The organism is Micromonospora sp. NPDC093244 (genome assembly GCF_040683695.1).
Taxonomy (GTDB): domain Bacteria; phylum Actinomycetota; class Actinomycetes; order Mycobacteriales; family Micromonosporaceae; genus Micromonospora.
The window spans coordinates 1,760,884-1,777,124 of record NZ_JBFBEO010000001.1 but is presented as its reverse complement, the minus strand read 5'-3'; the positions used below and the strand labels follow the sequence as shown (position 1 = coordinate 1,777,124).

Here is a 16,241-nt window from a genome sequence, read left to right as displayed (position 1 = left end):
GCAGGGGCCGGGTCCACCGAGCACTGTCGCACCAGGCCGGCTCACTGGTCGGCGAGCGCCTCGACGACGGGCCTGGACAGCGCCCGACGGGCCGGCAGCACCGAGGCGAGCAGGGCGGCCAGCACCGCCACGCCGAGGATCAGCCCGAGCTGGCCGAACGGCAGCACCACGTGAAAGTCCCCGCCGAGACGGTCCAGCAGGGCCATCGCGGCGGCGCTGACCCCGGTGCCCAACCCGATCCCGAGCACCGCGCCGACCAGCGCCATCAGCACTGCCTCGGCCGCGAGCATGGCCCGCATCCGCCCCCGGGTCATGCCGACCGCCCGCAGCACGGCGTTCTCCCGGGTGCGTTCGACAACCGAGAGGCTCAGCGTGTTCGCCACGCCTACCAGTGCGATCACCACGGCCAGGCCGAGCAGCGCGGTGACGAACGCCAGAAGCATGTCGACGGTGCCGGTGAGCATCTTCTTGTACGCGCCCTGGTCCATCAGGTTGACCGTCGGGTAGCCGGCCAGCACCTGCGCGATCGCGTCCCGCGCCCGGTCGACGTCGACACCGGCGGCGGGATCGATCTCGGCCAGGAAGCCGCGCCGGTCGGGAAAGAGCGCGGCGAAGTCCGCGTCGGCCATGTCGATGACGTGCCCGGCCGGCGCGTCGCTGGCGACCATGGCCGGCCTGTCGTCGGTCACGACGGCGGCCACCTGGAACCCCCGCCCCTTGACGGTGACAGGTGAGCCGACAGTCCAGCCGTTGGCCCGCGCCAACTCCTCGTGCACCAGCACCCGCCCCGGTCCGAGCCGGCCCGCGTCGCCGGAGAGCACCCCGGTGATGGTCCGGCCGACCAGGGCCGGGTGGGCGGCGCGGACCTCGATGTCGGCGGTGACCGCACTGCGCTGTTCGTGCACCACACCCAACTCGGGGCGGGCGGCCAGCTCGCCGGTGAGCGCGGCGGGCAGGTCCTGTCCGATCCCGCTGACCACGAAATCGGTGCCGATCTCGGCGTCCACGCTGCGTTCGATGCCGTCCTTGGTGCTGCGGGCACCCACCACGAACGCCGACACCAGTCCGATTCCGATCACCAGAGCGGTGGCCGTGGCGGCGATCCGGCGCGGGTTGCGGACCGCGTTCGCCACCGCCAGGGTGGCTGTCGTACCGACCAGCCGCCGCAGCGGCCAGCCGAACACCCGGACCAGCGCCGGGACGAGCACCGGTCCGAACAGGACGATCCCGAAGAAGGCAAGCACGCCGCCGGCGGCCACCAGCACCAGTTGACCGGCACCGGCGGCACCGGCCAGCGCGGCGACGCCGGCGCCCAGCACGACCGCGCCGAGCGCCAGCCGCAGCCGGCCCGCTCCCCGGCCGGGCTGCACGGCGGCGTCGGTCAACGCGGCCACCGGCGGGACCCGCGTCCCCCGCCACGCCGGGAGAAGGGCGGCGCCCACGGTCAGGACGGTGCCCAGCAGCAGAGCGGTCACCACCGTCGAACCGGTCACCCGCAGCCCACCGGAGACCGGCACGTCCAGGCGGATCAGCAGCAGTCGCATCCCACCGGCGAGGGCCACCCCGAACAGCACCCCGAGCGCCGAGGCGACCACCCCGAGCACCGCCGACTCCAGTAGCGCCGACCGGAAGACCTGCCCACGGGTGGCGCCGACCAGTCGCAGCAGGGCGGTCCGTCGGGTGCGCTGCGCCAGCACGATGGCGAAGGTGTTGGCGATCACGAAACCGGCCACCACCACGGCGACCGCCACGAAGATCATCAGCAGCATGGTGAACTGGGTCAGGTCGCGGACCGCCTCGTCCACGGCGTCGTCGAGGATCTGCTGGCGATCCTTCACCGTGGTGCCGGCGTCGGCCACGGCACGTACCCGCTCGGCGAGCGCGCCCGCCGGGACAGCCGGCCGCGCCGCCACCATGATCCGGTCGTAGCCGGACTCCCCGGTCACGGCGAGGGCGTCCGTCCCGACCAGACCGATGAACGGACCGCCGATGTCACGCGCCGTGCCGGCCACGTCGACGGTACCCACCAGGGTGTACGGGCGGGCCGGACCACCGGTGCCGCCGACCCGCACCGGGGCCCCGAGCGTGAAACCCTCCTTCGCCACCGTGTCGGTGTCCAGCACCATCTCGCCGGCGCGGTCGGGCAGCCGTCCGGAAACCACGTCGTACGAGCGCAGCGCGGCCTCGGTCGGGATGGCGGCGAGCACGGCGTAGCCGAGCACCGGCCGGCCATCGGCGCCCACCACACCGCCGGTGCCGGTCAACTCTCCGCCCGCGGCCGCCACCCCGTCGACCCCCCGGACCCGGTCCAGCAGGGCGGTGGGCAGCGACCGTTCGCCGGTGGCGTACACGGCCAGGTCGGTATGCCTGTCGAAGGTGCCGGCCCGCTCGTACGCCCCCGCGCGCATCCCGTCCACGAGGATCAGGGTGCCCGCGATGAACGCGACACCGAGCACTACTGCCAGCGCGGAGAGCAACATGCGCAGCGCCTCGGCACGCAGCGAGCGCAGGGTCAGGCGGATCATGCGGGACTCCCGGGAGGCGGTATGGATCGGACCCCTCCGACGCTATGGCCGGCACCGGTCAGTCGATCTCCACCTGCGCGCTAGACCTCTGTGCTCCCCGGGTCGCGGTACGCCCGCCGACCGGTACGACCCAGGTCGTACGCGGACTCATCCGCCGGGCGTGACCAGCCCGCTCTCGTACGCCAGCACCACCGCCTGGACCCGGTCGCGCAGCTGGAGCTTCGCCAGGATCCGGCCGACGTGGGTCTTCACGGTCGCCTCGGCCACGTGCACCCGCGCGGCGATCTCCGCGTTGGACAGTCCCTGCGCGACGAGCAGCAGCACCTCGCGTTCCCGCTCGGTGAGCTGCGCCAGCCGGGGGTCGACTGTCGGGCCGGTGCCGAGCTGCCCGGCGAACCGGTCCAGCAGCCGCCGGGTGATCGACGGCGCCACCACCGAGTCACCCTGGGCGACGACACGGATCGCGGCCAGCAGCTCCTCCGGCGGGACGTTCTTGAGCAGGAAACCGCTCGCCCCGGCCTGGAGGGCGGCGAACGCGTCCGCCTCGGTGTCGAAGGTGGTGAGCACCAGCACCCGGGGCGGACCGGCGGGCCGGTCGGCGCAGAGCCGGCGGGTGGCCTCCACCCCGTCCATTGTCGGCATCCGGATGTCCATCACCACCACGTCGGCCTCGGTACGGGCCAGCACCCGCAGGGCGTCCGCGCCGTCGATGGCCTCCCCGACCACCTCCAGGTCGGCCTGCGAGTCCAGCACCATCCGGAACCCGGCGCGCACCAGCGCCTGGTCGTCCACGATCACCACGCGGATCGTCATGCCGCGATCACCTCCGTTGCGGGACCCGACGGTAGCGGTAGCCGTGCCTCGAGCTGCCAGCCCCCGCCCGTCCGGGGGCCGGCGGTGAGGCTGCCGTCGTACACGGTCACCCGCTCGCGCATGCCGAGCAGGCCGTGACCGCCGGACGGTGCCGGGCTGACCACCGGACGGCCGCGACCGTCGTCGGCGGCCCGGACCACGACGGCGTCGGCGGTGTACGCCAGGGACAGGTCGACGTGGGCGCCGACGCCCGCGTGCTTGAGCGCGTTGGTCAGCGCCTCCTGGACGACCCGGTAGACGGTCAGCTCCAGCCCCGGCGGCAGGGCCGGCGCGTCGCCGGTGACGGTGTGCCGGATGCTCAGCCCGGCGTCGCGGAACCGGGCCAGCAGGTCGGTGAGGTCGGCCAGGGCCAGCCTGCGGTGCTCCGGGTCGGCGGGTACCGCCGAGTCCCCGGCGCCGGTGGGGCCCGCGTCGCGCAGGACACCCACCAGCCGGCGCATCTCCTCCAGGGCCTGCCGGCCGGTGTCGGCGACCACCTTCACCGCCGTGCGGGCCTGCTCCGGGTCGCGGTCCAGCATGAACCGCGCCCCGTCCGCCTGCACGATCATCACGGCCATGCTATGCGCCACCACGTCGTGCAGCTCCCGGGCGATACGGGTGCGTTCCTCGGCGACCGCGGCGCGGGACTCGGCCTCCCGCTCGCGTTCCAGGGTGGTGGCCCGCTCCTCCAGGCTGAGCACGTAGAGCCGGCGGGTGCGCACGTTCAGCGCGACAAGCCAGACCGCTCCGGTGACCAGCGCGTACCACAGCGCGGTCACCCACCAGAGGACGACACCGGGGGTCTGGGCGGCGGCGAGCAGCACCCCCACGGCGGCCACGCCACCGGCGAGCACGCCGTCGCGCAGCCGCCGCCCGTACTTCACCACGCTGTAGAGGGTGATCAGGACGGCGACGTCGTAGACGAGCGGACCCCACCGGGCGATCACCTGGACCATGGCCAGCGCCGCGACGGCCACCGTCACCGCACCCGGGTGGGTACGCCGGAACAGCAGCGCCACGGCCATCGCCACCCCGACCAGGGTGGCCGCCCAGCCGCCCGGCTGGTTCACCGCCGCGGTCAGGCTGACGAGCGCCACCAGGGCGGAGACGGCCACGTCGAAGGCGACGCCGCGCAGCGGGCGACCGAACACGGTGCGTCTCACGATCAGCAAGCGTACGTGCCGGGCGGCAGGCGGCCTGTCGCGTGCAGGGTCCGGTCGAGTGGTTTCGCGTCGGCGGTGGGCGCTCCGGTGGGGCCGGTCACCCGCGCGGGGGGCGGCGACCACGATCACCGCGAGACTGTGCCAGCGTGGGCAGACGTGAAGACCGCCGCCCCGCCCGAGCCCGCCGTGCGCTGGCGTCCGCACCCGCTCGACCTGGTGGCGGTCGTCCTCGCGGTGGTCGGGGTCGCCTGCGCGCTGAGCGGGCTGCTGCCCCGCGCGGAGACCACCGCCACCCTGCACCGGATCCTGCCGCTGCTGCTCTTCCTCGGCACCGTGATCGTGCTCGCCGAGCTGACCGCCGTGGCCGGTGTCTTCGACGTGCTCGCCAGCCGGCTGGCCATCGCGTCGCGGGGCAGCTGGGTGGCGCTGTTCCTGCTGTGCGGCGCGCTGGCGACGGTGACCACCCTCGTGCTCAACCTCGACACCACAGCCGTGCTGCTCACCCCGGTGCTGCTCGCGTTGGCCCGCACCCTGCGCGTCCCGGCGGCTCCCCTGGCGGTCACCACGGTCTGGCTGGCCAACACCGCGAGCCTGCTGCTGCCGGTGTCCAACCTGACCAACCTGCTCGCCGCGGACCGGGTCGGCCTGGCGCCCCTGGCGTACGCGCAGCGGATGGCGCTGCCGCAGCTCGCCGCAGTGCTCGTCACCATGGCGCTGCTCTGGTACGGCTGGTGGCGGCGCGACCGGCCGGCCGGGGGGCGTTTCGTCCCGCCGGCCCGGCATGTCCCGGCCGACCCGGTGCTGCACCGCACCGCGCTCGGCGGCTGCCTGCTCTTCGTCGCCGGCATCCTCGCCGGGGTGGAGATCGGGCTGGCCTCCAGCGTGGCGCTCGCTGTGGTGCTGCTCGGCTTCGTGGTCCGCTCCCCCGGCGCGCTGCGTCCCGGCCTGGTGCCGGTACGGCTGCTGCTCTTCGTCGTCGGCCTGTTCCTGGTGGTGCAGACCCTCGGCCGGCACGGGCTGGACGACCTGGTGGGCGGCCTGCTCGGTGCCGACGGTGGAGCGTTGGGCGCGGTGCGGGCCGGCGGCACCGGCGCGCTGCTCGCCAACGCGGTGAACAACCTGCCCGCCTACCTGGCCGGCGAGTCGGTGCTGCCGGTGGCCGACCACACCCGTCTGCTGGCCCTGCTGATCGGCACCAACGTGGGCCCGCTGGCCGCCCCCTGGGCGTCGCTGGCCACCCTGCTGTGGTTCGAGCGGTGCCGGGCGGCCGGGGTGACGGTGCCGGTGACCCGGTTCGTGCTGACCAGCACGCTGCTCGCGGTCACCGGCACGCTCGCGGCGGTCGGGGCGCTGCTGCTGGTGAGCTGAGCGCCGGCCCCGGTCGGCGGGTCGTCGGGTCGGCGGGGTCGGACCTGGCGGTGCCCGGCCGGGCGTCAGCGCCGCGCGGGGCGCGGGCCGACCAGCCGGCGGACCATCGGCGCGGCGTTCCACTTCGCGGCGCCGACCAGGTCGCGGGCATGCTCCAGGACTGTGTAGTCGGGGCGGCTCAACCCGTCGGCGATGGCCCGGTCCAGGTCGTTGCCGCACCGGCTGAGCACCGTGTCGAAGTCGCGGCGCACGGGTTCCAGCAGGTCGTAGCCGAACGCGCGGTGCAGCCGGGCGAAGAGCGGCTTGTACAGCCGCACCCGCTCGTGCAGCCCCGACGAGTACGACATGGGGTGTTTCGGTCGCCGCAGGATGTAGTCCGGCAGCACGTCGGCGAACGCCCGCCGGACGATCCACTTCTCCTGCCCGTGGCGCAGCTTCAGCCCCAGCGGCAGTCGCATCGCCAGCTCCACGACACTGAGGTCGAGGAATGGCACCCGCGCCTCCACGCCGTGCCCCATGGCGGCCCGGTCGACCCGCTGCAACTCGGTGCGGCACAGGTTGCGGATCCGGTGCAGGAACAGGCGCCGGGCGTCGGTCGGGCCGACCTGGTGGTACATGGGGTACCCACCGAACAGCTCGTCCGAGCCGTCGCCGGTGAGCACCACCTTGATGCCCAGCTGCCCCAACCGCCGGAAGATCGGCACCGAGACCACGGCGTTGATGATGTCGCCGTACTCGGTCAGCTCCGAGATCCGGATGGCCTCGCGCACGTCGGCGAGCCGGATGTCGCGCGGGCGCAGCTCGACCACGACGTGCGGCACGTCGAGGTCGGCGGCGAGCCGCCGCGCGTACGCCACGTCGGGGCTGTCCGGCACTCCGACTGTCACCGCGACGCAGTCCGGGTGCAGGTCCCGTACCTGGCGCAGGGTCACCGAGCTGTCCAGCCCACCGGAGAGGACCACACCGACGGTGAGGTCGGTGTCCACCCGCATGCGGATGGCGTCGCTCAGCGCGGCACGGACGAGCAGGGCGGCCTCGTCCGGGTCGTCGATGACCGGCAGGCCCTCGCCGATGGTGAGCAGGTCGACGTACGGCCGCAGCCGCACGTGTCCGTCGGTCTCCGCCCACCCGTGGTGCCCGGGCGGCACCTCGCTGATCGGGGCGCGGTGCCCGACGAGCGCCTTGACCTCGGAGGCGAGGTGCAGGCAGCCGGGCCGGCGGGACCAGTACAGCGGCTTCACGCCGAGCGGATCGCGGGCGAGGTAGACCCGGCCGGTGGCGCGTTCGACGACGGCGAAGGCGTACTCGCCGCGCAGCCGCGTGACCGCCGCCTCACCCCACTGCTGGAAGGCGGCGAGCAGCACCTCGGTGTCGCTGTCGGTGCGGAACACCTGCCCGAGCCGGGTGAGCTGCGTCCGCAGTTCACGGTGGTTGAAGATCTCGCCGTTGAAGCAGAGCAGCAGGCGCTCGTCGGTGGACGTCCAGGGCTGCTCCGCCCGGTCCCGGTCGACGACCCGCAGCCGGCGGGTGCCGGCGAGCAGCGCGTTCTCGGCCCTGGTCTCGGTGACCTCGCCACGGGGCGCGAGGACGGCGAGCATCCGCCGGAACGTCGCCGGGTCGGCCTCGGGGCCGATGCTCAACGCGATGCCGCACATCGGCTCAGATCCCCATCTCGGCCTCGTACGCCCGGCGCAGACGACGCCGGGCGGTGGGCGCGAGGCACAGGTGCCAGGCCTGCCCCTCGTCGATCACGTTGATCTCGCCGGCCTCCTGCCGGGCCAGCAGCAGCTCGGCGAGAGCGTCCCGCGCGCCGAAGCGCTCGAACCAGGCCAGCTCGACGTCGGCCGAGTAGCCGAGGCAGTGCCCGCTGGGCAGCATCGCGGCGTACCCCAGGCGACGCAGCCGGTACTGGTGCTCGGCGCTGCGGACCAGGCTGGTCACCCACAGTGGTGGGGTGGCCGGCGGCGCCGCCGCCGCGAACTCGCGGGCGATGTCGTTGAGCAGGGCCACCACCTCGCGGCGGGCGCGGCGGAACAGCAGTCCGGCGGTGCGGGGCGTGGCGTCCGGTCGCAGCCGGCGGCGCAGTCCCCGCGCGGCGCGACCGAGCGCGGTGGCCGGCTGATCCTGGTACCGGAAACGCAGCAGGTCCCGGCGGCGCAGCCACTCCAGGTCGACCAGGTCGGTGCTGCCGTTGACCTGGTCGTCGGTGACGAACGTCGGGGCGTCCTGCCACCAGAAGACGTCGACGCGCGAGAGCAGGTAGATCCGGACCAGCGCGGTGAGGTCCCGCGCGGAGGTGCGGTCGTTCGGCTGGTAGCGGGCCATCTCCAGCAGCAGCGTCTCGCGGGCGCCGATCAGCCCCTGCGGGGTGGCGTCCAGGACCGCGGCGAGCGCCGGTTCGCGCAGCCGCTCGTCGATGAGCACCTGCCGGGCCCGGGTGCTCGCCGCGTCGGCCAGGGCGCCCACCTCCACCAGCAGTTCGGCGACGGCGGCCCGGTAGGCGGCCAGGTCGGGCGCGGCGGCGGGAAGTCGGCGTGGGGCGGTGCCCAGGGGCCGCCGGCGGGCCGGGGCGGTGGGCGACACGGGCGAACCGGGCTGCTGTCCCGGACTACGGCTGGGCACTCGCATGACGGTCCCTTTCTCCGGTCACGACACCTGTGGTTCGCCCCTGAAACACACCGTAATCATCGGGACCGGAATGGACCGAACAATCCTCCTATCTACCCTCGAACGGACCGATGTCGCGCGCGCCGTCGGGCACCGTCAGTCGCCGTCCGCGGGCACCAGCGCCTGCACCTCGGCGTACGACGGCAGCTTCCGCGGCGCGGACGGGCCACCGTCGCGTACCCCGTCGACGGTGGCGAGCGCGGCGTCCAGCGCGGCACGGAACAGCAGCGAGCCGGTGCTGACCCGGGCCACCCCGGCGGCGCCCAGTTCGTCCAGGCCCGGCCCGCCCGGCTGGTACAGCGCGTTCACCGGCGCGTCGATCCGTTCGGTCAGCAGCCGCAGCGTCGCCAGGTCGACGGCGCCGGGCACGAAGATCCCGTCGGCGCCGGCGGCCCGGTAGGCACGCGCCCGGGCCAGGGTCTGCGCCAGCGGGTCGTCCACCCCGAGCCACCAGGTGTCGGTGCGGGCGTTGACGAACAGGCCCGGGACCGCCGCCCTGACCGCCGCGACCTTGTCGGCGACGCACTCCGGCTCGGCCAGGGTGCCGTCGGCACGCCCGTCCTCCAGGTTGATGCCCACCACGCCGAGCCCGGCCAGCTCGGCCGCGTATCCGGCGACCTCCGCCGGGTCGTCGCTGAACCCGCCTTCGATGTCGACGGTGAGCAGCACCGGCACTGTGGCGAGGCGGCGGGCCAGGGTGAGGGTCTCGGCGGCGGTGGCGCCGGTCCCGTCGGGCAGACCGGCGGCGGCGGCGACCCCGAGGCTGGTGGTGCCGATCGCCGGGTGGCCGCGCTCCGCGAGCGCCGCCGCCGAGGCGTGGTCCCAGGCGTTCGGCAGCAGCAGGGGTCGGCCGGCGTGGTGCAGGGCGCGGAACGCCGCGACATGGTCGGTCATCGAACGCTCACCTCCAGGTTCGTCGGGACACGCAGGGTCGGGTGCGGCTCGTGGCGCAGGTCGGCCGGGGCGCGGCGGCAGCGTTCCCGCAGCACGTCGAACACCCCGACCGCGAGGGCCAGGGCATGCCTGTCGCCGGGGCAGCCGCGCTCCCCCGCGCCGAAGGTCAGCGGCCCGGCACCGGGCCGGCCGGGTCGGAACGAGTCAGGATCGGTGAACACCTCCGGGTCACGGTTCGCGGCGTCGAACCGCAGCAGCACCGGACTGCCCGGCGGCAGGTCCCGGCCGCCCAGCCGTACCGCGGCGGTGGTGACCCGTCGGGTGGCCCGTACCGGCGGGTCGAGCCGCAGCACCTCGGCCAGCAGGTCGGCGCTGCCCACCCGCGCCGTCGCCCGCAGGGCCGGCGGGGTGAGCAGGTGGTGTGCGGCGGCGCCGATCAGGCCGGCTGTCGCGTCGCAGGCCTGGACCAGGAGGCCGATCAGGTTCGCCCGTACCTGCGCTGGGCCCGGCGGCGAGAGCGCCAGCAGCGCCGCCACCGCACCGTCCGCGCGCCGCAGCAGGGCCGGATCAACCCCCGGGTGGTACGCGGCGGCGACGACCGCCACCGCCGTACCGGCGGCGACCGGATCGGCGAGACCGAGCCGGGCGGCCAGCACCCGCAGCGGTACCGGTCGGGCCAGTGCGGCCATCACGTCGACACGACCGCCCGCCCGGTCCAGCGCGGCAGCTGTCATGTCGGCCGCCTCGCGCCGCAGCTCGTCCGGGTCCAGGGTGGCAAGCGCCGCCACGCCGATCGCCCGGCGCTCGGCGTGCCGGTGCGGCGGGCTGAAGCGGCTCACGGTGGCACGCAGCCAGGCGAGCGTGCCCGGCGGGCCGGCGTCGACGGCCGGCACCACGAAGGCCGGATCGGTCAGGGCAGCTCGGACGTCGGCGTACCGGGTCACGCGCCAACCGCTGTCCGGGGCGAACGTGGGCGGCCCACACGCGGGCGTTCCGGAGGCGGGCGGTACGACGGGCCAGGCATCGGTCATCGTCCGACCGTAGGTGCGTGACCGTTCGGTCCCCACCGAACAGTCAGCGCCTCGCGGCCACGGTCCGCGCCCGGTCGGCGGGGGCGGAGGACGAACGCCGGCGCAGGAGTCAGGCGCGGCCACCGGTGGGCTGCGGCACCGGGGTGGGAGCGAGGGTGTGCTCGGCGACGACCAGGGTCTCGGCCAGGGCGGACCGGCCGGCAGGGGTGACGCGGACGACGCGACCGGTCCCTGGGGTGATCCAGCCCAGCTCGGTGAAGCGACGGCAGAGCGCCGCCCCGAGCGCCCCGGCCAGGTGCGCCCGGCGCTCGGTCCAGTCCAGGCAGTCGCGGACCACCTGGCGCCTGCCGCTGCGCAGCGCCTCCACGGGTACGCCCAACCCGGCGGCCCACGCCCATCCGTCGGGCGTCAGCGTCAACCCGCTGGCCCGGTCCAGTCGACCGTCGGCAAGCAGCGCGTCGTACATGCGCACGCCCAGCCGTCCGGCGAGGTGGTCGTAGCAGGTCCGGGCGTACGCCAGGGCCGCGCCGGCGGTGACGGCCCGCAGCGACCCGGTCGGCGCGGGCGAGGCCGGGGCGTGCCCCACCAGGCTCTCGATCAGCTGGGCCACCGTCGGCCCGGCCAGGCGCACGTAGCGGTGCCGGCCCTGGCGCTCCTCGACCAGCAGCCCACCCCGGACGAGGCGGGTGAGGTGGTCGCTGGCGGTCGACGGCGCGACTCCGGCCCGCCGGGCCAGCTCCCCTGCTGTCCAGGCGCGGCCGTCGAGCAGCGCGAGGCAGATGCCGGCCCGGGTGCCGTCGGCCAGCAGGGCGGCCAGCTCGGCCAGGCCCCGGCCCTCGGCGACAGCGCTCATCGTCCCATCATCGCCCGGGCCCGCCGCAGCTCCGGAGCCGGGTCTCGCACCGCGCCGACCGCGCCGGCGCGAGTCGGCGGGCAGACCTTTACAACGTTGTATCCATCGTTGTAGAAACGGTGGCACACACCGACCCTTGTCGACACCCGCCCACTCTCCCGAGGCAGGTCCCCATGCGACACCTCCGCCGCGGCGGCGCGCTCGCCGCCGCGTTCGGTCTGATCCTGGCCGCCACCGCACCCGTGCACACGGCAAGCGCCGACAGCCCGTCGCGCTACAGCAATCCGATCTCCACAGGGGTCGGCGACACCTTCGCCGACCCGGTCGTCGTCCGTGGCGACGACGGCTTCTGGTACGCCTACGGCACCACCGACCCGCTGCGCGAGGGCGAGCGTGAGTTCCACCGGGTACCCACCGCCCGCTCGGCCGACCTGGTCGACTGGACGTACGTCGGCGACGCGTTCGGCCCCGACCAGCGCCCGCCGTACGCGGCACCCGGCGCGGCGTACTGGGCACCTGACGTGCGCCGGATCGGCGACCGCTGGGTCATGTACGTGACGGTCACCGACACCACCGTCTCCGCCGAGGGCAGCGACTACGCCATCGGCGCCGCCACCGCGCCCTCCCCGGCCGGCCCGTGGACCTTCGCGCCCGAGCCGGTCGTCGCCCCGCGCCCCGGCGGTGGCGGCGGTTACCTGTGGACCATCGACCCCAGCCAGTTCACCGACGTCGACGGGCGCGGCTACCTCTACTACGGCAGCTACTACGGCGGCATCTCGGTCACCGAACTCAGCCCGGACGGGCTGAGCGCCGTCGGCACGCCGACCCAGGTGGCGATCGACAACAAGTTCGAGGGCAGCTACGTGCTGCGCCACGACGGCTGGTACTACCTGTTCGCGTCCACCGCGAACTGCTGCGCCGGCCCGGCCACCGGGTACTCCGTGCAGGTCGGCCGGGCGCGCAGCCCGCGTGGCCCGTTCACCGACCGCGACGGCATCGCGCTCACCGCCTCCCGGGCCGGCGGCACGCCGGTGCTCACCCAGAACGGCAACCGCTGGATCGGCACCGGGCACAACGGGTTCCTCACCGACCTGTCCGGTCAGGACTGGATCGCCTACCACGCCATCGACCGCGCCGACCCGTACCTCGACGAGCCGTTCGGCATCAACGAACGGCCGATGCTGCTGGACCGGCTCGACTGGATCGACGGATGGCCGACGGTGAACGCCGGCGCCGGCCCCTCCGAGGGCAGCCGGCCGGCGCCGGTCACCACCGGCCGGGTGGACGAGAGGTTCGACACCGCAGGGCTCACCGGCTGGCGGCGCGACGCGGGTCGCTGGCAGGTCACCGACGGCCGGCTCACCGGCAGCGGCGCGCTCACCAGCCGTACCTCAGTCGGCGGTGACGTGCGGGCTGAGGCCGACCTGCGGCTGACCGGCGCGACCAGCGCCGGGATCACCCTCGGCGGCCGGGTCGAGGTCCGGGTGGACGCGGCAGGCCGCCGGCTCGTCGCCAGCGACGGCCGCCGCCACGCCAGCACCCCGCTGCCCGCCGGGCTCGACCTGGCCGACCGGCACAACCTGGCCATCGAGGTACGCGGACAGCAGCTCGTCGCCGACCTGAGCCCCGCCCGCCTCGGTGACCAGCTCGCCGTCGTGTCGCTGCGGCTGGACCGCCCGGTCGCCGGTCGCGTCGGACTGACCGCCACCGGCGGGTCGGCCGAGTTCGACAACGTCAGCGCGACCCGGCTGTACCAGCCCGCGCGCAAGGCGGTGCCGGAGCCCCGCGTCGGCGCGCCGCTGCGGGCGTACTCCGACGAGTTCAACGACGGGCTGGACGGGGACTGGCAGTGGGTCCGCGAGGACCCGGCGGCAACCGTTGCCGGTGGCGCGCTGCGCTGGCCTGTGCAGTCCGCCGACCTGACCGGCACCGGCAACACGGCGGGCGTGCTGCTGCGCGACGCCCCGCGCGGCGACTTCGTCGCCGAGACGAAGGTGACGCTGGACCTCGGCGAGGAGACGGTCCGCAACTACCAGCAGGCCGGCCTCGTCGCGTACGTCGACGACGACCGCTTCGCCCGGCTGACGCAGGTGGCGATCTGGAACACCCGGCAGGTCGAGTACGGCTACGAGCTGCCCTTCGCCGGCCAGCCGGTGTACGGCGGCAGCATCGTCGGCACCCCGGCCACCACCACCTCGCTGCGGCTGGCGCACCACATCGACCCGGTGACAGGTGAGCACGAGTACCGGGCCGGTTCCAGCCGCGACGGGCGTACCTGGACGTGGGGTGCGGTGTGGACCTTCCCGGCCGACACCACCCCCAGGATCGGGCTTGTCGCTCACGGCGGCGCCGAGCCGGCGGTCACCGCGCAGTTCGACTACCTGCGCTTCTACCGGTAGGACGCGCGACCCCGGGGTCTCCGTCGCGTGGACGCGGACCCCGGGGCCGGTGGTGCGGACTGTCAGGCCGGAGGTGCCGGCATGAGGTGCGCGGTGAAGGTGACAGCCGAGGGGGCGACCTTCGCCGCCGCCATTCCCGAGGGGTTGGCGAACTGTCGGTCGAGCGCGATCGTGGTGTTGTTCCGGTTGCGGTAGACCACCACGAACCCCAGACCGCCGCTGTTCTGGATCGGGGCGATCGTGGGATCGGTGGCGGCGGTGGCCGCGGTCGGGTCGCTGGGGCTCACGTACAGGCGCTGCCACTCACCCCACGTGCCGGAGCTCTGCTCGGTCTCGTACACCCGGTACATCTCGTTGTCGGCGGCCCGGGCGACGACAACTGTCCGGCCCAGGGCCGGGTCGAGGATCGCGGCGGGTGAGCCCGCTGCTGTGAACGTGCCGACCGTCTGCCAGGTGGCGGGCCAGGCGCCGCCCAGTTCCTGCTTCTTCATGACAAGCGAGCCGTCGGCCGCGCGAACCACCACACCGGTGCGGTAGCCCTGGTTGAGGAAGGCGGCCGGCACTCCTGTCACGTTCCCGCCCAGGTCGGTCCAACCGCTGAGGGTGCCGTCGGTGGAGTAGACAGCCGTCTTGACGGTGCCCGTCGCGGTGCTGGCGACGAGCCGCACACCGGTATCGATCTTGACGGTGGCGAGGCCACCGGCGAGGTCGACGTCGCCGAGGCTCTTCCACGAAGCGCTCGTGCCGCTCTGGCGGTAGTGCCAGAGGGTGCCGTCGACGTCCACCCCGAAGATCACGCTGGTGCCGTCGGCGAGCGTGACCGCGACCGGCGGTGCCGCCATGGTGCCGCCCAGGTTGCCTGTGGTGCCCCACGTCGCCGCGTTCGGTGCCGTCTGCGCACCCGTCCACACGGTGCCCGTGGTGTGCAGGGCCGCGATCTGTACCTGCTTGCTGGCGCTCTGGACGTTCAGCGCCGGCTGCCCGGTGAACGCTTCCGCGCCGAACAGGGGGATGTGCTGGACGCTGCCGAAGTCGTCGGGGTTCTGCTGGTGAACGACCCGGACCTGGCCGGTGTTGTCGGTGTGGGCGTAGACGATGACCCCGAGCGAGCTGCCGTCGGCCGGCTCGCCCTGCAACGCCGACGAGCGCGAGAACGACTGGGTCGGCAGGTACGGCATCGGGTCGGCGAACCAGCCCTGAAGGTCCACCACGATGTGCACGGTCCCACTACTGGCGTTCTTGATCCGGACCTTCCCCTCGGTGCCGAGCTTGGTCACCACGAGGCTGGACCGGGCGACGTGCCCGGCCGGGAAGTTCGCCGTCGAGGCGGCGTTCGCGGCGCTGCCCAGCGGCGTGACGGTCAGGAAACCCTCACTCTTGGAGCCGACCGCGTGCACGTTGAGGACGGCGGCGGCAATGCCCCGGGTCGGTAGACCCTTCGCGCCGCCGACGGCCACGTCGACGGTGCCGTTGGCGGGCACCGGCTGGGCTCCGGTGGGGAACCGGCTGTCGTAGATGGTGGTCGCCGGAACCGGACGCAGGCCGGCCCCGGTGGTCGGGCTGCCGGTCCAGTAGCCCTGCACGGTGATGGCGATGTGCACGGCCGAGCCACGGTTCTCCAACAACACCGCGCCGCCGGCACCAGGGTTCAGCTTGACGACCATCCCCATCGAGGTGGTCCCCTTGGCGTAGTCGATACCGGTCTCCGCGACCGCGCTCGACCCGACGGTCAGCCAGCCGCCATTGGCGGCGCCGGTCACCACGACGTCGAGCATGACCGCCGTCGCGGTGCTGGGCACCAGCCCGCCACCGGAGATGTTCGCGGTGCGCGTCGCACCACTGGCCAGGGTGCCGGCCGTGATCCCCTGCCCGGTCCGGCTGTCGACCACGCGGGTGTGGTTCAGCGGCACGAAGCCCGAGCCGGTGCTACCGGTGGCGGTGGTGAAGTAACCCACCAGGTCCACCCTGATGTGGACGTTGCCGCCCGCGTTGTGCACGGCGAGCTTGCCGTTCGTACCGGGCTTGACGACCGCCGAGTTGGTCATGACCTCGCCGATCGACGCGTTCATGGCCGAAGCGCTGGCGGTCGTCAGGTCCGGGTAGATGGTCAGGAACGTGTTGGCGGTCGGGTTGATCGCCGTCACGTCCACCATCAACGCGCTGACCCCGCTGGCGGGAATGCCCCCGATCCCGAGAGCGGTGAACGTGGTGACCGACTTGGCTGGACGCAGGCCGCTGGTGCCGCCCGTGCCGTCCCGGGTGTCCAGAAGGGTCACGCTGTCGACCGGTACGTAGTCACCACCGCGACCGGCGGCGTCGGCGTGCGCGGGTCGCGGTATCACAGCAAGGGCACAGACAAGCAGACTCACGGCGATCAGGAACGGATACACGGACCTGGATGGCCGACAAGGATGGGTCGAGTCAATCACCAAAACCGCCTCAACGAAAATGGGCACGAATATCTGTCAGTCGGAGCGAGGCGCGAACAT

At 73.9% G+C, this 16,241-nt stretch carries 11 protein-coding genes; 2 read left to right on the top strand and 9 right to left on the bottom strand.

Going from position 1 to position 16,241, the window contains the following annotated elements:
• Positions 1-41: 41 nt before the first annotated feature.
• From AB0N27_RS07815 to AB0N27_RS07805, 3 genes are all read right to left on the bottom strand, one after another.
• Positions 42-2,525, bottom strand: a complete 2,484-nt coding sequence (locus AB0N27_RS07815) for an FtsX-like permease family protein (protein WP_364364796.1) — start codon at positions 2,523-2,525, stop codon at positions 42-44.
• A 147-nt stretch (positions 2,526-2,672) separates the two neighbouring features.
• A complete protein-coding gene (locus AB0N27_RS07810) occupies positions 2,673-3,338 on the bottom strand; it encodes a response regulator transcription factor (protein ID WP_364364793.1) in 666 nt (221 codons plus the stop codon).
• Entirely contained in the window at positions 3,335-4,546 is a 1,212-nt protein-coding gene (locus AB0N27_RS07805; protein ID WP_364366131.1) for a sensor histidine kinase, read from the bottom strand. The genes AB0N27_RS07810 and AB0N27_RS07805 overlap by 4 nt, the downstream gene beginning before the upstream one ends.
• Positions 4,547-4,696: 150 nt before the next feature.
• Between AB0N27_RS07805 and AB0N27_RS07800 the strand changes: the two genes are divergently transcribed.
• Positions 4,697-5,908: an SLC13 family permease gene (locus tag AB0N27_RS07800; RefSeq protein WP_364364790.1), complete on the top strand. Its 1,212-nt coding sequence runs from the start codon at positions 4,697-4,699 to the stop codon at positions 5,906-5,908.
• 65 nt (positions 5,909-5,973) lie between these two features.
• On the opposite strand, the gene AB0N27_RS07795 is transcribed toward AB0N27_RS07800, so the two are convergent.
• The 5 genes from AB0N27_RS07795 to AB0N27_RS07775 all read right to left on the bottom strand — a co-directional run bounded on the left by AB0N27_RS07795 (position 5,974) and on the right by AB0N27_RS07775 (position 11,353).
• Positions 5,974-7,563 carry an asparagine synthase-related protein gene (locus tag AB0N27_RS07795; RefSeq protein ID WP_364364788.1) on the bottom strand — a complete coding sequence of 530 codons (1,590 nt, stop codon included), beginning with the start codon at positions 7,561-7,563 and terminating at the stop codon, positions 5,974-5,976.
• Between the two features lie 4 nt (positions 7,564-7,567).
• On the bottom strand, positions 7,568-8,536 hold the full coding sequence (locus AB0N27_RS07790; protein WP_364364785.1) for a DUF5715 family protein: 969 nt from the start codon (positions 8,534-8,536) through the stop codon (positions 7,568-7,570).
• 135 nt (positions 8,537-8,671) lie between these two features.
• A complete protein-coding gene (locus tag AB0N27_RS07785) occupies positions 8,672-9,469 on the bottom strand; it encodes an isocitrate lyase/phosphoenolpyruvate mutase family protein (protein WP_364364782.1) in 798 nt (265 codons plus the stop codon).
• A complete protein-coding gene (locus AB0N27_RS07780; protein WP_364364779.1) occupies positions 9,466-10,500 on the bottom strand; it encodes a cytochrome P450 in 1,035 nt (344 codons plus the stop codon). The genes AB0N27_RS07785 and AB0N27_RS07780 overlap by 4 nt, the downstream gene beginning before the upstream one ends.
• Before the next feature lie 109 nt (positions 10,501-10,609).
• Complete coding sequence (locus AB0N27_RS07775; protein ID WP_364364776.1) at positions 10,610-11,353, bottom strand: winged helix-turn-helix domain-containing protein; 744 nt, start codon at positions 11,351-11,353, stop codon at positions 10,610-10,612.
• 173 nt (positions 11,354-11,526) lie between these two features.
• Between AB0N27_RS07775 and AB0N27_RS07770 the strand changes: the two genes are divergently transcribed.
• On the top strand, positions 11,527-13,752 hold the full coding sequence (locus AB0N27_RS07770; protein WP_364364773.1) for a family 43 glycosylhydrolase: 2,226 nt from the start codon (positions 11,527-11,529) through the stop codon (positions 13,750-13,752).
• Between the two features lie 62 nt (positions 13,753-13,814).
• Here AB0N27_RS07770 and AB0N27_RS07765 read toward each other — a convergent pair whose 3' ends face one another.
• The gene (locus AB0N27_RS07765; protein WP_364364770.1) at positions 13,815-16,028 is read right to left on the bottom strand and encodes a hypothetical protein; all 2,214 of its coding nucleotides are present in this window, start codon (positions 16,026-16,028) and stop codon (positions 13,815-13,817) included.
• Positions 16,029-16,241: the final 213 nt, after the last annotated feature.

Coding starts and splice junctions, on each gene's coding strand:
- AB0N27_RS07775 (WP_364364776.1), bottom strand. CDS start 11,353: ATGAGCGCTGTCGCCGAGGGCCGGGGCCTGGCCGAGCTGGCCGCCCTG.
- AB0N27_RS07780 (WP_364364779.1), bottom strand. CDS start 10,500: ATGACCGATGCCTGGCCCGTCGTACCGCCCGCCTCCGGAACGCCCGCG.
- AB0N27_RS07815 (WP_364364796.1), bottom strand. CDS start 2,525: ATGATCCGCCTGACCCTGCGCTCGCTGCGTGCCGAGGCGCTGCGCATG.
- AB0N27_RS07795 (WP_364364788.1), bottom strand. CDS start 7,563: ATGTGCGGCATCGCGTTGAGCATCGGCCCCGAGGCCGACCCGGCGACG.
- AB0N27_RS07790 (WP_364364785.1), bottom strand. CDS start 8,536: ATGCGAGTGCCCAGCCGTAGTCCGGGACAGCAGCCCGGTTCGCCCGTG.
- AB0N27_RS07770 (WP_364364773.1), top strand. CDS start 11,527: ATGCGACACCTCCGCCGCGGCGGCGCGCTCGCCGCCGCGTTCGGTCTG.
- AB0N27_RS07810 (WP_364364793.1), bottom strand. CDS start 3,338: ATGACGATCCGCGTGGTGATCGTGGACGACCAGGCGCTGGTGCGCGCC.
- AB0N27_RS07785 (WP_364364782.1), bottom strand. CDS start 9,469: ATGACCGACCATGTCGCGGCGTTCCGCGCCCTGCACCACGCCGGCCGA.